Genomic DNA, 18,004 nt, shown 5'->3' on the forward strand with positions numbered 1-18,004 from the left:
ATTATGGTTGTAACTAGACGCAAGATTCTTTCCTACCTTTTGCCCTATCGCTGGCAATTTCTCTGGGCTTTGGCGCAGGTTTTTCTGATCAGTGGCTGTGAACTAATCAAACCCTGGCCGTTCAAAGTGATTATCGACAACGTTCTAAGTAAGAATCCGTTGCCGTGGAAATTCTTAGCATCAATGTCACCCCAAACTCTTCTCCTGTGTGCCTGCGGGGGAATAGTGTTGACTTATCTGCTTTCAGCGTGCTGCACTCTCCTCAACAGTTACACCACCGTTAAGGTTGGTCAGAAGGTAGTTAACGATCTGCGAGGAGATCTTTATAGCCACCTACAGCGTCTCTCCCTTGCGTTTCATGGTCGCTGGCCAACGGGGGATCTCCTATACCGCATTACTGCCGACACCTATGCTATCCAAACACTCAGCACTAGCGGATTCCTGCCCATACTTTCAGCACTGCTACTGGGGGCTGGAATGTTCATTATCCTGCTACGGCTTGATGCACTGCTCACCCTGTTGGCTTTAAGTGTTTGTCCAGCTTTATTAATTTTGCTCTCGCCCCTCAATGTTCGGATTACCTCTGCTGCTACCCATGCGCGCCAACAGGAGAGTGCGGTCTACTCCCTTGTACAGAGAGCCATGTCTGCAATGCGTGTCATCCAGGCGTTTACTAAGGAGGAAGACGAGTATAGGCACTTTATGCAGGCTAGCCAGGGAAGCCTAGCTGCTAATTTACGGTTCTACGTCCTCCAGACCTTTTACGGTGGGGTAAGCAGTGTGGTGATTGGCTTGTGGGGAGCGCTAGTGATGTGGATAGGAGGTAGCCACGTTCTGGAAGGTACCCTTACAGTAGGTGAGTTAATTGTTTTTATCTCCTATCTGGCTTTTCTGTTTCTATCGCTCAATAAAATTAGCGAAACCTGGGGACTGCTTCAGGGGGCGAAAGTGGGGGTAGGTAGGGTATTTGAGCTCCTAGAGATGGAGAACGATGTCAAGGAAGGACTAAGGGTTTTCCCCCCAGATGGAGCTAAGGGCGATATTAACTGGACAGGAGTTTCTTTTCAGTATCTTCCTAGCCAGCCAGTCTTAAAGCATATTAGCTTGAATATCCCCGCAGGGAAGAAAGTAGCAATAGTTGGCTCTACGGGAGCGGGTAAATCGACTTTTGTCAGCCTTTTACCCCGCTTTTATGACCCCCAATCTGGTCAGATAACTATTGATGGTGTTGATATTCGGGAGTTTCAACTTAAATCGTTGCGTAGCCAAATCGGGATGGTGCTTCAACCTGCTTTTGTCTTTCCTATAACGATGGGAGAGAACATCGCTTATGGTCGCCCTGAAGCCCCTCTGGAAGAGATTATCTCAGCGGCTAAATTGGCTTGCATCCATGATTTTATCGCGCTGCTTCCCCAGGGATACGACACTGTATTGGGGGAACAGGGAGCTACTCTCTCAGAAGGGCAGAAACAGCGCCTCACCATCGCCCGTGCGATTTTGCGAAATGCCCCCATTTTAATTTTAGATGAGCCTACTTCTTCAATGGACACCGAGACTGAAGCGCTCCTAATGGAAGGGTTAGAGAGACTGATGGCTCGAAAAACTACGTTGATCATTGCCCACCGTCTCTCCACCGTGCGCCAGGCCGATCTGATTGTAGTGCTGGGTGCTGGAGAAATCGTCGAGCAAGGCACATTTGCCGAGCTGATGCGCCAATCAGGGGCGTTTGCTTCGCTATACCGTGCCCAATTTAGGACACAGGTAGGAAAAACGACCCCATAAGTTGTTAGCACTGATTACTTATGCTTTCAATAAATGAGGTTGTAAGGATTAATCATTTGAGATTGATGGAGAGAGATGGAATGGTTGGACATCTGACTTATCGCCTTTATCAGGAGGAGGATTTGCTCACCCTGGTGCAGTTTTGGGAGCAAGAAACAAATTGGGGAAAGATCACTGTGGAAAAGTGGCGTCAGCAGTTCATAGACACTCCATACGGTGAAGCGTCCATTGCCCTTGCTACCAACGCCGATACCGGACAGATTCTCGGACAGTTTATTTTTATTCCTTGCCTAGTATGCGTAAACGGGCGGGATGTACTGGCTTTTCGACCCTTTGCCCCGATCATAACCAAGGCTGCACGTGGTTTTCTCAGCGGTGCTCACCCGATCATAGAGATGTACTGGCACGGAGTTAGGGGGCTGCAAGCACGCGGCGGCAGCTTGATCTATATGGTTCCCGATCCGCGTTGGCTGCGCTTCTTCCGTATGTTCCCTTTCCTGACAGGCGGCTCCTTCCCGCTGTGGAGCTTGCCGATGCCTCTGGCTGCGCCTTTGCCGCTGGATGATGGTTATACAATGAAGCCATTAGAAATGTGGGATCAACTGGTGGACAAGCTTTGGCACAAGGCATCGTGCTTGCATGGTTGCCAGGTTGTCCGCAACTCACAGACTTTGCGGTGGAAGATTGGCACAGGGGACTACACAGTAACGGCTGTCGAGCGGGAAGGGGAGATGGTAGGCTTGGTTGCCTCCCAGCAGAGGGGCGATCGTCAATGGCTGATTTGCGATTTGCTAACCGCCGATGCTGAGGACTCGCTGCGCAATACACTGAGTGCGGTTACAAATGTGGCTCACTGTGAGGCTGTTATCCCAGATCGGGAGAAGCCGATTATTAAGGTAGCCGTGTTGGCTACGCCAATCATGGAACCAGTGGTACGCCGTCTGGGTTTTGTTCGCGATGCTTACGACTTTCCCCTAATTGTCCACATCCTAGACCCAACCATTCCTAATGAAGATGTTGCCCCCACACGGTGGTATATCAGTGCCAATGATTAGTTAGGGTTTGCTGAATAATCGATCGCCACCCAAGAGCAGGAGCTCACGATATCTGAAAGCTCAGTTAAAGATAAGTTTTTTCTGGAGCGAGTCCCCCCAATTATAATTGGGGATTATCTTCAACCTAAAAACAGGTGTTCTGTTTCCAAAGAGACAGAAAAACACACAAAAAACCCGGCGCCACCAGGTAGCAAGGTTCATTACCAAAAAAGTAATTGCAATAACCGTACCAGAGGTATTATCAAGTTTAGCCATAACTCTATTGAGACCGAATCTTCTTTTCCCTTGCCCAAACTTTCCCTCTATTGCATTTCTAATTCTTTCATCTTCTTTAGCTTGCTTCTTTTTTGCTTTACTCACATTTGCTGGGGGTCTTCCTAGAGGTGGCCCACTAATTCTAATGCCTCTTTCTTTTTGGAGTTTAGACTAAGCAGGTCAAAAAGTGCGCTCGCTGTGAGACTAGCTCACGTTTATCAAGAACGGCAATGGTCGCTGACGACAAGCTATCAGGCTCAACCATAAAATAGATACCAGCGACCGTTGACGTTCTCGGAGACTTGGAATTCGAGAAAAAAACTGTCTGCGATAGTTTCAACAGACAGCGTAAGGGTAGAAGATTGAGAATTCAGCTAAAAATCTCAAATCTACCTGCAATGAAGTTAGAACAATTACGGGAATTTCGTCAACTTGCTTATGAATGTCTCGGCAATGCCAAAGACGCCACCTTTGAACTAGCGGATGCGGTGATGACGACGCGCCACGTCTCATGTTTAGGAGATTTGGCCCTCAATCCCTTATTTCGGCGTGAGTGGTCGAGCGCCTATGAAGCGCTACAAGATTGTAGACCCGATCAAGAAAAATTGATGCAACTGTACATCGAACAGATGTCACAAGTAGAACGTCCACTATTAGCGATCGATCATACGGCATGGTTAAGACCCCATGCACATACCCTCAAAGAACGTACCTATGAACATCAACCCACAGCCTTACCCACGGTATACCTGTCGGCATCGGTCAGGGATATAGTACGATCGCACTGATACCTTCGATGAGCGGCAGTTGGGCACTGCCGTTAAGACATGAACGTATTACCAGTTGGGACAACCCAATCGGTAAAGGCGCTGAACAATTGGCACAAGTATGTCAATATCTTCAGCATAGACCGATCGCTCTATTTGATAGTGAATATGGGTGCGCCCCTTTGGTTAAAGCCACCGCTGCAATCGCTGCTGATAAACTAATGCGTATTCGCTCCAATCGTTGCTTATGGTCAACGCCCCCAGCCTATAGTGGTAAAGGCAGACCCAAAATTCACGGTCAACAGTTTAAGCTCAACGACTCTCAAAGCTGGTGGGAACCAGAACAAACCCTCGAATCTGTTGAACCCAAACTCGGAAAAATTCGGTTAAGAAAATGGGATGACTTGCACTTTCGAGGTAGTCCCAAACATCCAATGACTCTGATTTTAGTCGAACGTCTAGAAACTGTAACGCGTCGATTAAACAGTCAACCTTTGTGGTTAGTGTGGGTTGGTATCCAAATGCCGTCTCTGGCTGAAATTTGGCAACTATATCTACGTCGTTTTACGATCGACGAGCATTGGTATCGGTTAGCTAAACAAACCTTGCATTGGACTGTGCCGAAGCTAAGCACTCCTGAACAATGCGAACGATGGAGTGATTTAATGCCATTGCTAACATGGCAATTATGGTTAGCTAAAGATGTCGTCACAGAAATTCGTTTGCCCTGGCAAAAGTCTCTCCCTGAATTGACGCCGGGAAGGGTTGTACAATCAATGCTTCCACTTTTAGTCAGGATTGGAAGTCCGGCTGTTGCTCCGAAACGGCGAGGAAATTCAGACGGATGGCAAACAGGAAAACCTCGCACTCCAAGATGCCGCTATCCTGTGGTCAAAAAGGGTAAAGGTAGGTTCCAAAACTCGTCAAAATCGATTAGTTAACCTGATCAGCTCTGTCTAAATTCACCATAACTTCTACTCAGCGAAGGCTGAGTAAATTTGTGCTTAGTCTAAACTCCAATTTCTTTACACCATGCTCGGTTTTCCCGATTTCGGTAAATGCGATCGGCATGAACTGATTCTGGATAATATCCTGTGAACCTATGATATGCTTCTACTTGGGCTTTCAAGTCCCCTGATTCGTTAAAATTATCCCAGCTCATCCGGTCTAAAAATACATATCCTTCAAAACAACTGGCTGATAGTTTGGCTCCAAACTCTACGCTTTTTCCGGCTTTTCCTCTGACTATGGGACGAATGTGGGGTTGGCTTAAACTTACTATTCTATCCTCAATACTCTGTTTATCGTTATCAAATAACCACTGTTGTTGGCGAGTAACTTCTGTGAGGACTAGCAAGGTTTTATATTGCTTTTTAGTCAGACTTTTTAGGCTCGCACCCGCATCAATTAGCTGTTCAATATGATCCCGGTTTCTTTTGATATATTGAAGTTGTTTTTTAATTGCCTGTCTTCTTTTGTTGCGGGTGGGTCGTCTTTGTTTCGCTACTGCTAAGTAGTCTTTTCTCGCTAGATTACGGTAGGTTCTTGGTTTTTTATGGGTTTTTTCTTTGATTTGTTTATACAGGATGTCTATGATTTTTTCTGTATGAACTCTGGCTCTGTTTAATAGTCCTAAGTCGGTCGGATAACTAATATCGGCTGGGGCACAGGTTGCATCTATGATTAATTTTCCGCGATTGGGTGACTCATTTTTGGCGTCCGAATCCTTTTTTTTTTCGGGTTTGATTGGCGTGGTTTCTCGCATTTTTTCAACCATCCGTTCGTTCACTTTATTGATTAGGTTGGGACTAATTCGTTGCCGAAAGTGTACTAATAGAGAGGGGTCAAATGCGAGTTCATTGCTGTAGTTTGATTGACCGATAAAGTACTGTAGATAGGGGTTTTCCCGAATTTGTTCTACTGTTTCCCGATCGCTAATTCCCAATTTTTCTTTGATAATTAATGCCCCCAACGCCATCCGAAAGGATTTAGCTGGTGCGCCCTTTTCGGTGGGGAAGTTTTGGGCATATTCTGACTCAAATTCTGACCACGGGATTAGTTGAGCCATTTTTACCCAACGGTTGTCCGCTGACAATTTAGAGCCGTTGGCTAGTTCAAAGTCTAAGGCTGGGAGGGGAGCAAGCTCAGCTTTTCTGTACACGATCGCAGGTGGTGATGCACGGCTTTTGACCTATTCTACCTGTTTATCTTGCACTTTACTCTCGAGCGCGCGATCAAATAACCCAGGCCACGTAACACGCGGGCGATATATTCAGCAAGCCCTAGTTAACTTCTACATGAGGCTTCAGCAAAACCTAATGATGTCACAATCTCCTGTAATGAACTACACATCATGTCCAAGGCTGGTTAGACCCATCACATATTGCAGCTAAACTAAACAGCCTAACATCCACGCAGGATCTAACAGACAACGATGAGCCGCGCACAACTGTCAATCACGACCATACTCCCGCAGTGCCCGATCGCGGACAGCATCGGTATCATCCGGTTCTAGGAAGCGGATGATCCGGGCTGGATTCCCAACCACTACAGCGTAGGGGGGGACATCCTCAGCAACGACAGTTTTGCAACCGACGACGCAACCACGACCCAAAGTGACTCCCGGCAAGATGACAGCCTCAAAACCGACCCAGACATTATCCTCTAGGGTGATGGGTCGAGGTGTACTGATAGGAGGCAGACGACGGTAGGGATCGCTAGCAGCAGCCTGAAGAACCGCACGGCGAACAGTAATAGGCACATCCGATTCCATCCAAGTATCGGTCAGGACAACACCCCAAGCGAGAAGGCAGTGCGCCCCAATGGTAATGCTGTCGTTACAAAACAGATTAGTGTCATTGAGACAGGTATAGGCTCCGACGACAATCCGACCTTTCGGACCCAGGGCAAAGACTGTGCGGTGGTATGCACCACTCGCATTGCCCAGGATTAACCCTGGTTGGCGCTCAGAGAAGAGGCGATCAAATCCGTAAGAAGTCTCAATGTAGGCATCCTTCTCGACCACCACATTGGCAGGGATGCCGCCTGCGTACCAGTCATGTTCTAGATAAGTCCGTGCGTCATTCATGTTGCTTCTGGCTCTACTGGGCGGGCAGGATTGCCTGCAACGTAGGTGCCGGGAGCAACATCGCGGTTAACCAGAGCACCAGGCGCGATCGCGGCACCAGCTCCCACCCATACCCCTTTGAGGATGGTTGCATTGTAGCCGATCCACACATCGTCCTCGATAACTACGGGAAGAACTTCAATAGGAGGGCGGCGTTGGTGATCGCCAATTGGAGAAAGAGCGATCGTATCGACCAGCCGAGCAGCGGGGGTAATAGGGTGAAAATCGGAATCCACAATAGTAACGCCACCCGCGACCCAGACATGGGCACCCAGAGTGATGCGGGCGGAGCACACTAGAGAGGCGTCGGCAATGTAGCAATAATCACCAATCTCGATGACAGCCTCGGCGTCAACAGCCAAGGAAGCACGCCAAATCGTGACATTGCTCCCAACACGCAGACCAACAGAGCCAGCAGCGTAGTAGTGCTTGAAGCAGAAGGAAGAATCTATCACTGAGTTCTCTCCCACTTCAATGTTGGTGGGAATGCTGCCGTGATACCAGTCGCCGGGAAGCGATGCGCCAGGGACAAGTGGGTGGAATAACGGTGTCGGCATTATGTTGTTAGACTTCCAACTGCGTCAACATCTTAATTGAAGACGCGATCGCTGAGGCGATTATCCCAGATCATGAGAAGCCGATCATTAAGGTAGCGGTGGTGGCTACACTAATCATGGAACCCGTGATGGAACCCGTGGTACGCAGTCTGGGTTTTGTCCGCGATGCTTACGACTTCCCATTTGTTGTCTTTCTCAAGACTCCTGAACGAGTGGCTTTGTGGTCAATGTTAATGGGTTTGTGTTTGCTGGTTTATAGTTTGGGTCAACGGTCACTTCGTCATGCTCTCGAGCGTGCTAAACAGACGATTGACAATCAAGTCGGTAAGCCTACGGCCAAACCCACTTGCTCGGTGGGTGTTTAAATGTTTCATGTCGATTCATTTGTTGACGGTTGATGGTGTCAAGCAGATTACCAATTTGACATCTGAGCGATTGTGGATTGTCCAGTTCTTGGGTGCTGCTTGCCGCAAATATTACCTTCTCTCTTGAGCTACTATGCACTTTTAGTTGAACAATTCTTCGCGGAATATCGCGACCTGCGCAATGTGGGTTAAAATATGTTTCAAATTCGTTAAAAATGGAAAATCAAAACAATGAATCGTCCTCAAAGCGTTACAGTTTTGGCAATATTGCAGCTAATTAGCGGCATTTTCAGTCTGCTTGACGGCTTGTTCATCTTACTTTTTGCAGGCATTTTTGGCGGTCTCGGTGCGGCTTTCGGCGGGGCAAAAATTGGCGCTGTAATCGGCGGCTTCATTGGAATTTTTGCTGCGATTAGTTTCATCTTAGGCCTCCTCTCCTTACTCTTAACTTGGGGCTTGTTTCAACTCAAAAATTGGGCTTGGACGGGAACGTTAATTGTCCATATCATCGCCACCCTCGCGCAAATTGCCAAAATGTTGGGCAGCGGCGGTACAGCAGTCAATTTTTTAACTCTGGGTTTTGCAGTAGCTAGCATTTACTACCTGCTGCGGCCGGATGTTAAACAAGCATTTCGTGTCTGATTTCCTTTTCATTAACCGTACTGAATTCTGGGATCAAAAAAAGCATAGGAAATATCAACAGCCAGATTAATCAGTACAAAAGTTACAGCCACAAAAATTACTCCTCCTTGGACTATTGGGTAATCCCGTGTCAGAATACCGCTATAAATCCAAGAACCAATTCCCGGCCAGGAAAAAATCGTTTCAGTCAGAATAGCGCCGCCTAAAAGAGTGCCGAACTGCAAACCGATAGTTGTGACGATCGGCAAAAACGCATTTTTCAAAGCGTGTTTCAAAATCACCCAATATTCCGGTAATCCTTTCGCCCTCGCAGTGCGGATGTAATCTTGAGAAAGCACTTCCAGCATTGCAGAACGAGTGATGCGAGCTATAATCGCCAGAGGAATAGTTCCTAAAGTCAAAGCTGGCAGGATTAAATGGGCGATCGCATCCCGCAAAGCCACTAAATTCCACCTCAGCAAAGAATCCAAAATAAAAACACCCGTAATCGACTTAAAACCAAACCCCAAATCTACACTCATCCGCCCGCTAGGAGGCAGCCATTTCAGATAAACAGCAAACAAATAAATCAATATCAATCCCAACCAATACACTGGCAAAGATACGCCAATTAACGAACCACTCATGGCGATATTATCCAGCCAGCTATTTTTCCGAACAGCAGCCAAAATCCCCGCCGGAATTCCGATAACCAGTGCCACCAACATCGCCACCACAGACAGTTCAAAAGTAGCAGGCCAGCGACTTGTAATTTCATCAATTATCGGAATACCGCTAATAATGCTATTTCCCAAATCGAAGCGAAGTAAACTCCATAAAAAAGCCAAATATTGCAAAGGTAAAGGCTGATTTAAACCTAATCTCGCTTTCAAAATTTCCACCTGTTCGGGAGTTCCCCGTTCTCCCAAAAGCACTGTAGCTGGGTCTCCCGGTATCAAGTGCAAAAATATAAATACTAGCAGAGTGATTCCGAAAAGGACTGGCAATAGTCCCAGCAAACGTTTAACAATATACTTAGTCATAATTAAATTGGAGATTTGAGAACAAGAATATGAATAAAAAAGTAAATTTATGTAAAGGATGAGGAACCAAAGAGAACATATTTTGATCTACAGTGACATACTTACGTACATACTTACGTAGACATAGGCTGTTGTAAGAATTATTTTCTTTTGGGGTAAATCTGGCAGGCGATCGCACCAGACACAAACGAGCGATCGCACATTTAACTGCAATCTACGCATTTTGTGACATAAATTAATTGGTGAGGTGTATGATGCCTTCCTCAACAATATCAGCACGCGCGATCGCAGGTGCCGTTGCGGGTACAATGCCTGAAACCACACTGACTATTGGAAAACTAGCGCCTAACTTTGAATGGCTCAAGCAATTCGGCACACCCAAGGACGATCGCTTCAGCAGCACAGCACTTGAGAGTGCAGGCAATCTCTATCTGACAGGATATACCTATGACTTTTTGAGCGGCACAAATCCAAGTACAAATGCCTGGGTAACTAAATATGACAGCAGTGGCAGTCAGTCGTGGCTTAAGCAGTTAGGGGATAACTTGGCGACGGAAGTGAGAGTGGATAGTGCTGGCAATGTCTACCTGACAGGAAACACTGCTGCCGCTTCACCGCAGGGGATTTTTAATGATTCCGACGCTTGGGTAGCTAAGTATGACAACACCGGCAGCCAGTTGTGGCTCAAGCAGTTCGTCGTCACAACCCCTGATTTTAATGACTATCCCTCAGACCTCGCTGTCGATAGTGTCGGCAATGTCTACATTTCAGGAACAAGTGGCTATACAACTTCAGGTGCAGGTGGAGGCCCCAAAAGCGCTTGGGTAGCTAAGTATGACGACAGGGGCAACCAGTTGTGGTTGAAGGATGTCAATGCTGACACCCACGACATCTCCGATTGCATAAAAGTGGACAGCAGTGGCAATGTCTATCTGACAGGCACAAACTATAACTTTTCAAAAGGCTATCCACCGGATGTTCACACCTGGGCAGCCAAGTATGACAGCAATGGCAATCAGTTGTGGTTGAAGGAATTCCCGACTGCTGACTCTGACTACCGAGAAATCACAGCCCCCTCAGATTTAGGGGTGGATAGCGCTGGAAATCTCTACCTGACTGGAGAAACCAACGGCTCTTTGGGAAGTCCCAATGCAGGCAGTGAAGATATTTGGGCAACTAAGTACGACAGCAATGGCAATCAGTTGTGGCTCAAGCAATTCGGGACTGCTAAATCTGACTCCCCCTCAGACTTAGCAGTCGATACCGCTGGTAATGTCTACCTCACGGGCTCAACCGAGGGCGCTTTGGGAGACACCAATGCAGGCGGTCAAGATATTTGGGCAACTAAGTACGACAGCAATGGCAACCAGTTGTGGCTGAAGCAATTCGGGACTGCTGAATCTGACTCCTCCTCAGAATTAGCACTCGATAGCGTTGGCCATCTCTATCTCACGGGACAAACTAATGGCGCTTTGGGAGGTCCCAATGCAGGCGGTCAAGATATTTGGATTGCTAAACTCGGCACAATCACAGAGGTAGTCACACTAACGCCGACGCCTAGTTTTACACCAACTCCTACAACAACAACAACGCCATCTGTCACACCGACACCAAAGCCGACATCAACTCCGACGCCATCTGTCACGCCAACGCCCACTCCGACAACAACACCAACGCCATCTGTCACGCCGACACCAACGCCGACATCAACGCCAACGCCATCTGTCACACCGACACTAACGCAGTCCAATTCTGATCCAATTATCGGTACTGATGGCGACGATATGCTTGCAGGCGATCGCAGCAACGATACCATCAGTGGCAAACAGGGAAATGATACTCTCAGTGATCTTGATGGCAATGATGGAATGTATGGTCATCAAGGAAATGATTTTCTCGAAGGTGGTAATGGGGATGATAGCCTTTACGGTGGCAAGGGCAATGATACTTTGCTTGGCAATAACGGTGAGGATGTTTTATTTGGCGATCGCGCTTCTGACAGTCTCATTGGCGGTGAAGGGAATGATACTCTTTACGGCGGTAAAGGAAATGATACCCTATTTGGCAGCTTGGGAAATGATTGTTTAATTGGAGGTTTGGGGAGCGATCGATTCCTCTTAGGACTTGATGTCGGAACGGATACCATTTTAGATTTTGAAGACGAGAAAGATTTACTCACACTTGCTAGCGGTATCACCTTCTCTCAATTAGCAATTACTCAAAGTAACAGTGCAACTTTAATCCAGTTTGTGCCAACACGAGAAATCTTGGCATCTCTGAGTACGATATCGGCGAGTCAAATTAATGCTGCCGACTTCACTTTCCTCTAAAACATGACTTACCCATAAACTCTATCTGTAGGGTACATCTCGCTCTAACTTCTCAATTTTTGCTCACTTCCTCAAAAGACTCCGACCCCAAAGGACTCGGAATCCAACCTTGAATATTCTTGCGTTTGCCTAAAAGCGGCTGCGAATGTACGATCGGCAAACGTACAGCTTCCTCGTGCAAAATCTGGCTAACTTCCGCATAAATTTTCGCCCTAGCTGCTTTATCCCCACTCGCCCTCCCCCGATCCAAAAGTTCCAGAACTTTCGGATTTTTCCAATTTCCCAAATCCGCCGTGGAACCCGGCCCGAAGTGAGGATAATAAAAATTGTCCGGATCGCCATAATCTCCTGTCCAACCCAACATAAAAGCTTGAAACCCGGGAGGTTTGAGCCGATCGGCTAAATAAGCAGACCAATCCTTTGTCAGCAATTTTACCCGAATCCCGATCGCGCTCAAATCCGCCGCCAAAGCCTCAGCGATCGGCTTCGGCGTGGGAAAATAGGGACGGCTGACGGGCATATACCACAAATCCAAATCAAAACCGTTCGGATAACCGGCTTTCGCGAGCATTGCTTTAGCTTGCTGCGGGTTAAATTCATAATCTTTAACTTTATCCGACCCCGCCCAATTCAGCGCAGGGGGGATAAATTGGGAATCATGTTTTCCGAGTTCTCCCCAGAAAGCTTGGACTATTGCTGGCTTGTTAATTGTTTGGGCGATCGCCCGCCTGACTTCGGGTTTTGACAAAGGTTCGTAACTCGGATTTAAGGCTAAATAACCGACATTAAAAGAAGGTCGCACAACAGCTTCTAAATTAGCATCTCCCTGAACTTCTTTCAATTGATCCGGCGTTAAATCCACAGTAAAATCAAGTTGTCCAGCTCGCAACTGAGCCAATCTCGCCGCCGGATCGTCAACAAAACGAACTACCAATTGATTGACTTTTGGTGTACCCGTTTTCCAATAATTCGGATTTTTCTCCAAAACTATGCGATCGCCCGATCGCCATTCCTGAAACACAAAAGGCCCCGTACCCACCGCCAGCGACCCCGGAGTGCCGTATTTAGCACCCGCTTTTATCACCGCCGCCGGACTAGCCATCCCGAAATAAGCGGAACCTATCGCCGACGGAAAAGCAGCAAAAGGTCGATTCAAAACAAATTTAATTGTAGACTTATCAACAACTGCCACATCTTTTACTAAAGAATCTGTTTCTCCCTTAAACCCGCCAAAAAAATTTTTCCAAATCGGATAATTCTTGCCCACTTCTCGAAAACCGTTAGGATTTTTGGCATCCCACCAGCGATCCACATTAAACTTAACAGCTTCCGCGTCAAAATCCGTACCGTCGTGAAACTTTACCCCGGAACGCAACTTAAAAGTCCAAGTTTTACCATCTTTAGAACTTGACCATTCAGTAGCCAGACTCGGTTCAAGTTCGACAGTTCCCGGTTTAAAATCAGTCAAGCGATTGTAAATTTGGTCGATAACAATCACCGAATTGCCATCAGTAATATTTCCCGGTTCCAGATTTACCGGCGGCCCGCCCGCACCGTAAACTAAAGCCCCAGCCGGAACCGCAGCAGGAGTTGGCCCAGTTGGAGAATTATTGCTAACCGTGTTTGAAGGAGTGCCGCAATTTGATAAAATTACAGCACTCCCAAAAAATAAACCTAATAAAACTAAACGCCAGGATTTTAACAATCTCATTTCAATAGCTCCGGTTTAATAGTAAATTGTACTCATATCAATAAATTCTAATTTGCTCTTTCTCTCCCCTCTGTGGTCTCTGCGTTCTCTGCGGTTCATTTAGTAAATTCTATATTAACAACCCATCTAAATTAACAAACCAAATAGAGCACCCTGATGATATCATGCTGGATGGCAAAATCTCAACCCACACATTTACATTAGGTGACGCAACCAGCATGAAAGCCAACGTTTACGCCCCAGCTAGAGGGGTCATTCGATTTTAGATTTTAGATTGTAGATTTTAGATTTCCTCCATGAATCTGGGGGGAGCCTAAACATTCCTTTTGACACCCAAAATATTTTTGAATATCTGCCTATAACAACCCGATTCAGGATTCGCCAACATCAATATTTTTATCTTTCTCTGCGCCAAGAGCGCCCTCTGCGGTTCGTTGAAAAAAATTTACACTTCAAGCAATACGATGGCTATATGCGATCGCACCCACCCTACAAATCCAAACTTTCTTCACCAATACTTCCCAGTTCCCCGCTACCCAGCAACTCTTCCTCCTCTACCTCCTCACTCCCAGAGTCGAAACTTTCTACTACAAACGGCAAACCAGCCGCCATCAAACCCCGTTGAATCAGTTCCGGCGTTTCCTCAAACAAAACAAATAGCGGATGAACAGCCTCAGCTTCATCGCTGTAAATATGTCTGTAGCGGTACGGCATCACCCATTCGTAACCTTTATCCAGCCAAACCTGAGACTGTCGCCAGCGGCCAAGCAACTCAGAAAACTCTTCGCCCGGACGATGAATGAAAATCAAAATTTCCACTCCAATTTTAACTTTCCATTCAGGATCGCACATCAAAATCGCCAAATCGCAGGGCAAACAAACTGCCTGTCCGGGCGATATGCTAGTGCCGCCGCTTCCCGCATAAGAAACCCCGTCCCGCAAGCGCGCAATTGGCAAAGGAATTGTGATTAAACTCTCATGGGCGCGGCGGATACTCGGAATCATTTCCATGTAAACCCGATATTTTTTCAGCAGGGCGATCGCGGCCGAAGATTCGCTGTACTCTGCTAGTAAAGTCTCGTAATGTGATTGTTTAACAGACATTTTCAAACCAAAGAATAAGTAATTACTAATTGCTGCTAATTGCTAATCGATCGCTTCTCGTTACTAGGAAGACCCCATTGGTGACAACTTAAGCTCAAGTTCCCCCCTTCGGGGAACTGGATATTGCCTCCAGACCTTAGTGTGTAACGCGAACAGCGATTGAAGCATTGATGGCCATGGGCTACCAATGTCTGGAGAATGCTTACAGCATTTTTATTTACAAGGTTGGAGCCATTTGCCGTCTCAAGATTAAGCCCGATACAATGCCTCTTTGTTATTTTATGCCGCTCGCCTGAACTTCATGTGAGCCAAAAAGGTAATCTGGTATGTAAGGTGTGATTCTGGGAGTTCGCCTCAACTGAAGTGATCGCAGCGAGATTGCAAGAATTGCCGTCAATTCCCCAAGCTCAAGATCGCCATGCAGCAATCTTATAAATCATAAGATTGCTCATAAGTCAACCTAAAACCTAAATTTTTACAAAAATCGGCTAATTTTAAAGACTTGTTAAAGCAATGAGGGGTTGTACCCCCCAGGATTTAGAGTCAGATATTATAGATGCACCCTGATGGCTTTCCCGTTCCACAAGAACGGGATTTTTATTATTGGAAAGCCGGAGCGTTAAGTTTCACAATAGCTACTACAGATAAAATGACGTGGGGATGCCAAGATTAAAGATATAGCAGAGCTAAAGCTCAAACTAGGACGCCGATCTATCAAACCTCACCCCTAACTCTGCGAAATAACCCAAAGGCGGTAGCATAGTTTGGGAAACGGCATCAACTGAAGATGAACTTAGCGCCAGCAACAGTCCTGCAACAGGGCAAATACACAATTAACGCGACTTTAGGGATAGGAGGATTCGGCATCACTTACCGAGCTATCCACACCCATTTAAACCAAACCGTCGTACTCAAAACCCTCAACGAAAGTCTGCGCCAACACCCAGAATCTGCCCAATTTCAGCAGCACTTTATTGCCGAAGCCCAACGCCTGTCGCGGTGTCAGCATTCCAACATAGTCAGGGTAATCGACTTTTTTGAAGAAGCCGGACAGTCTTTTATTGCAATGGACTACATTCCGGGCCAAACTCTCGCCCAAATAGTCGAAACCGATCAGCCGCTGCCAGAAGCCCAGGCCCTGCACTATATTCGGCAAATAGCCTCAGCCGTAAGTACAGTTCATCACAGCGGATTGCTGCACGGAGATATCAAGCCAGAAAATATTATCCGGCGAGCTGATTCTCACGTAGTAATGTTAATAGACTTCGGAATTCCCCGTGGCTTTACCGTCGGCACCAAACAAACCCACACTAACTTGCTTTCCCCCGGATACGCGCCGATCGAACAATACCTCTATGACGGTAAATGTACACCGGCCACTGACATCTACGCGATCGCAGCCACCCTCTACTACTTACTCTCCGGCGTGGCCCCCGTAGCTGGACCCCTGCGCGATCGCATTCCCTTGGCCGAGTTGCGGCAATTTCAGCCCAACCTCAGCCCGGGAATCGAGCGAGCCATTCTTCAAGGACTCGAAATCGACCCCCACAACCGCCCTCAGACAGTGGAAAATTGGCTCACCATGCTGCAAGAAACAGAGCGAGTATCAGTAAAAAGAAAAGGCAAGCAAAGTCTCAGATTGCCCGCACCTCCCCCGCCACAGTTGACTTTTGTGGCGTTTGTGGTAACGGCTGCAATTGCAGGCTGGATGGGTTTTGACCTAGCATCCCACTACAACAGCACCAGTCTCAGCAATCGTCCCAAAAGTGAATCCTTCCCATCTCTCGAAGATTTGCTCAAATCCCGCGATTTGTCAGAGCCGATGTTCGGACAGCCGTCTGTCGAAAGCACCCCTCTCTACCCGATCGAACTCAACAAGCGTCCCAAACCCCCCTTAGACAGCAGCAACATTCCCGAACAGATCGACGAACCCTCAGAAACTAGCGCCGAACCTTCTGAGTCCCCAAGCCAGGAAACTCGCGCCCCAGAGCCCGAAGCGGAACCTGAGCCATCGCCGACGCCCGAGCCCGCAGAGGAGCCTTCTGAGCCCCCCATTCGAGAGCCTCAAACAGAAATCGAGTCAGCTCCCCAACCAGAAGCCGCACCAGTACCTGAAGTTGCGCCCCTGCCGCCAGATCCGCCCGCCACACCCGCCCCGCCTGCCCCTGAGAGTGCTAGCGCTGAAACCTTGCCGCCGTCGGAATCCCCGTCGCCAGTAATAGCCTCGCCGATCGAGCGATCGCCTGAGCCTGCGATACCGAGCCGCAGTGGCAACAATTCAGATAGTTCGATCGCACCTGATTCACCACCCCCTGTGGCAGATCCCACGATGCCTTTTCCCGAACCTGCGACAAATTAGTATGGTTTTTGTTGGTTCAAAGTGGGGACAAATACTTGGTTTTATGAGTCAGCAAATATCCGCTCAGTAGTTGAGATAATAAGGCCATACCTAACCAACGACTATCTTCCAAAAACTTCCGTCTAATCTGAAAATCCCAACAGTCGCCGTCTGAGTTTATCGAATATTTCCTATTCCCTCTGCAATCCAAATGCCCGCAAAAAAATGCAGGACTATGTTCTATTTTGATTTAAATTATGTTAGAATATGTGCGCGACGCTGAGGTGGTGTGATGTCGCGTATTAATACTGCCAAGCTGCAAACATTTTGGTACAAAGCAACCCAAACCTCGAATTTGAGCCAGTGTAAACGAGGCTTTTGGGCTAAGCCGGGGCGCGTTAGACTGTTCTAACTCTCAACAATCCCATCCCCGACAATGGGGTGTGAGTGTCAATTCCCCCAAACTTCCTTCCTTTGGGAGCAAGCATCATTGGGGACAAGCAAGTTATAATTTGTTGCGGAAGCGCACAGAGATTTTTTATGAGTAAACCCCCAGTTCATGCTTTTTTTGTAGGCAGAGCACTTGCCGAAGCATTGTACGAGCAATTAGAAAGCGCAGCAACCAACGCTTTCTCTGAACTCGGCAAATTTGACGCAGAACAAAGAGAACGCCTGCGGCAGTTCACAGATCGAGTTGTGGAGCGCGCCAATCGAGCTTCGGATGAGGCGATGCAGACCAGAACTGGCACTGTAAGCACCACCACCATTCAAGACATCCATCCTGCAGATTTGCAAGCGACTATTGACGAGCTGCGCGCCGAAGTGGCTCTGGTGCGATCGGAATTGCAGCGTTACCGCAGCAGTTTGCCATAGCGATCGATTCGACCGCAACTATTATTTACTACGTGAGCGCATGGCTTTGCGCTCCTGCGCTCCTACTTTCAATCAA

14 protein-coding genes and 3 pseudogenes are annotated in these 18,004 nt (G+C 47.5%); 9 read left to right on the plus strand and 8 right to left on the minus strand.

Features of this window, described 5'->3' with window-relative positions; genetic code table 11:
- Positions 1 to 3 precede the first annotated feature (3 nt).
- Complete coding sequence (locus tag QUA07_RS13960; RefSeq protein ID WP_333326054.1) at positions 4 to 1,782, plus strand: ABC transporter ATP-binding protein; 1,779 nt, start codon at positions 4 to 6, stop codon at positions 1,780 to 1,782.
- 80 nt (positions 1,783 to 1,862) lie between these two features.
- Positions 1,863 to 2,837 (plus strand): hypothetical protein, encoded by a 975-nt coding sequence (locus tag QUA07_RS13965; RefSeq protein WP_333326056.1) that lies wholly within the window; start codon positions 1,863 to 1,865, stop codon positions 2,835 to 2,837.
- Between the two features lie 60 nt (positions 2,838 to 2,897).
- Here QUA07_RS13965 and QUA07_RS13970 read toward each other — a convergent pair.
- A pseudogene (locus tag QUA07_RS13970) lies at positions 2,898 to 3,251 on the minus strand (transposase); the annotation flags it as partial.
- 239 nt (positions 3,252 to 3,490) lie between these two features.
- Here QUA07_RS13970 and QUA07_RS13975 point away from each other — a divergent pair.
- Both QUA07_RS13975 and QUA07_RS13980 read left to right on the plus strand, forming a co-directional pair.
- Positions 3,491 to 3,880, plus strand: a complete 390-nt coding sequence (locus QUA07_RS13975) for a transposase (protein WP_333326058.1) — start codon at positions 3,491 to 3,493, stop codon at positions 3,878 to 3,880.
- Between the two features lie 8 nt (positions 3,881 to 3,888).
- Positions 3,889 to 4,800 carry a transposase gene (locus tag QUA07_RS13980; RefSeq protein ID WP_333326060.1) on the plus strand — a complete coding sequence of 304 codons (912 nt, stop codon included), beginning with the start codon at positions 3,889 to 3,891 and terminating at the stop codon, positions 4,798 to 4,800.
- 71 nt (positions 4,801 to 4,871) lie between these two features.
- Here QUA07_RS13980 and QUA07_RS13985 read toward each other — a convergent pair.
- From QUA07_RS13985 to QUA07_RS13995, 3 genes and pseudogenes are all read right to left on the minus strand, one after another.
- Positions 4,872 to 6,020: pseudogene (locus QUA07_RS13985) on the minus strand (IS5 family transposase); the annotation flags it as partial.
- A 291-nt stretch (positions 6,021 to 6,311) separates the two neighbouring features.
- Positions 6,312 to 6,947, minus strand: coding sequence for an acyltransferase (locus tag QUA07_RS13990; RefSeq protein WP_333326061.1), 636 nt, complete (start codon positions 6,945 to 6,947; stop codon positions 6,312 to 6,314).
- Positions 6,944 to 7,222, minus strand: a complete 279-nt coding sequence (locus tag QUA07_RS13995; RefSeq protein ID WP_333326063.1) for a hypothetical protein — start codon at positions 7,220 to 7,222, stop codon at positions 6,944 to 6,946. The genes QUA07_RS13990 and QUA07_RS13995 overlap by 4 nt, the downstream gene beginning before the upstream one ends.
- 503 nt (positions 7,223 to 7,725) lie before the next feature.
- On the opposite strand from QUA07_RS13995, the pseudogene QUA07_RS14000 reads away from it, so the two are divergent.
- Together QUA07_RS14000 and QUA07_RS14005 are read left to right on the plus strand one after the other, a co-directional pair.
- Positions 7,726 to 8,035: pseudogene (locus QUA07_RS14000) on the plus strand (IS1634 family transposase); the annotation flags it as partial.
- Positions 8,036 to 8,139: 104 nt separating this feature from the next.
- Complete coding sequence (locus tag QUA07_RS14005; protein WP_333326065.1) at positions 8,140 to 8,550, plus strand: hypothetical protein; 411 nt, start codon at positions 8,140 to 8,142, stop codon at positions 8,548 to 8,550.
- An 11-nt stretch (positions 8,551 to 8,561) separates the two neighbouring features.
- On the opposite strand, the gene QUA07_RS14010 is transcribed toward QUA07_RS14005, so the two are convergent.
- The gene (locus tag QUA07_RS14010) at positions 8,562 to 9,572 is read right to left on the minus strand and encodes an ABC transporter permease (RefSeq protein ID WP_333326067.1); all 1,011 of its coding nucleotides are present in this window, start codon (positions 9,570 to 9,572) and stop codon (positions 8,562 to 8,564) included.
- A gap of 87 nt (positions 9,573 to 9,659) precedes the next feature.
- Positions 9,660 to 9,794, minus strand: coding sequence for a hypothetical protein (locus QUA07_RS14015; RefSeq protein ID WP_333326069.1), 135 nt, complete (start codon positions 9,792 to 9,794; stop codon positions 9,660 to 9,662).
- Positions 9,795 to 9,823: 29 nt separating this feature from the next.
- Here QUA07_RS14015 and QUA07_RS14020 point away from each other — a divergent pair, with 29 nt between their 5' ends.
- Positions 9,824 to 11,902, plus strand: coding sequence for an SBBP repeat-containing protein (locus QUA07_RS14020; protein ID WP_333326072.1), 2,079 nt, complete (start codon positions 9,824 to 9,826; stop codon positions 11,900 to 11,902).
- 52 nt (positions 11,903 to 11,954) lie between these two features.
- On the opposite strand, the gene QUA07_RS14025 is transcribed toward QUA07_RS14020, so the two are convergent.
- On the minus strand, positions 11,955 to 13,613 hold the full coding sequence (locus QUA07_RS14025; protein ID WP_333326074.1) for an ABC transporter substrate-binding protein: 1,659 nt from the start codon (positions 13,611 to 13,613) through the stop codon (positions 11,955 to 11,957).
- A 489-nt stretch (positions 13,614 to 14,102) separates the two neighbouring features.
- Positions 14,103 to 14,717 carry a hypothetical protein gene (locus QUA07_RS14030; RefSeq protein WP_333326076.1) on the minus strand — a complete coding sequence of 205 codons (615 nt, stop codon included), beginning with the start codon at positions 14,715 to 14,717 and terminating at the stop codon, positions 14,103 to 14,105.
- A 787-nt stretch (positions 14,718 to 15,504) separates the two neighbouring features.
- Between QUA07_RS14030 and QUA07_RS14035 the strand changes: the two genes are divergently transcribed.
- Both QUA07_RS14035 and QUA07_RS14040 read left to right on the plus strand, forming a co-directional pair.
- On the plus strand, positions 15,505 to 17,076 hold the full coding sequence (locus QUA07_RS14035; protein WP_333326078.1) for a serine/threonine-protein kinase: 1,572 nt from the start codon (positions 15,505 to 15,507) through the stop codon (positions 17,074 to 17,076).
- A 519-nt stretch (positions 17,077 to 17,595) separates the two neighbouring features.
- On the plus strand, positions 17,596 to 17,928 hold the full coding sequence (locus QUA07_RS14040) for a DUF6825 family protein (protein ID WP_333326080.1): 333 nt from the start codon (positions 17,596 to 17,598) through the stop codon (positions 17,926 to 17,928).
- Positions 17,929 to 18,004 lie beyond the last annotated feature (76 nt).

Origin of the sequence: Microcoleus sp. T3_A4, from assembly GCF_036700465.1 — a bacterium.
In the GTDB taxonomy this organism is placed as follows: domain Bacteria; phylum Cyanobacteriota; class Cyanobacteriia; order Cyanobacteriales; family Microcoleaceae; genus Microcoleus.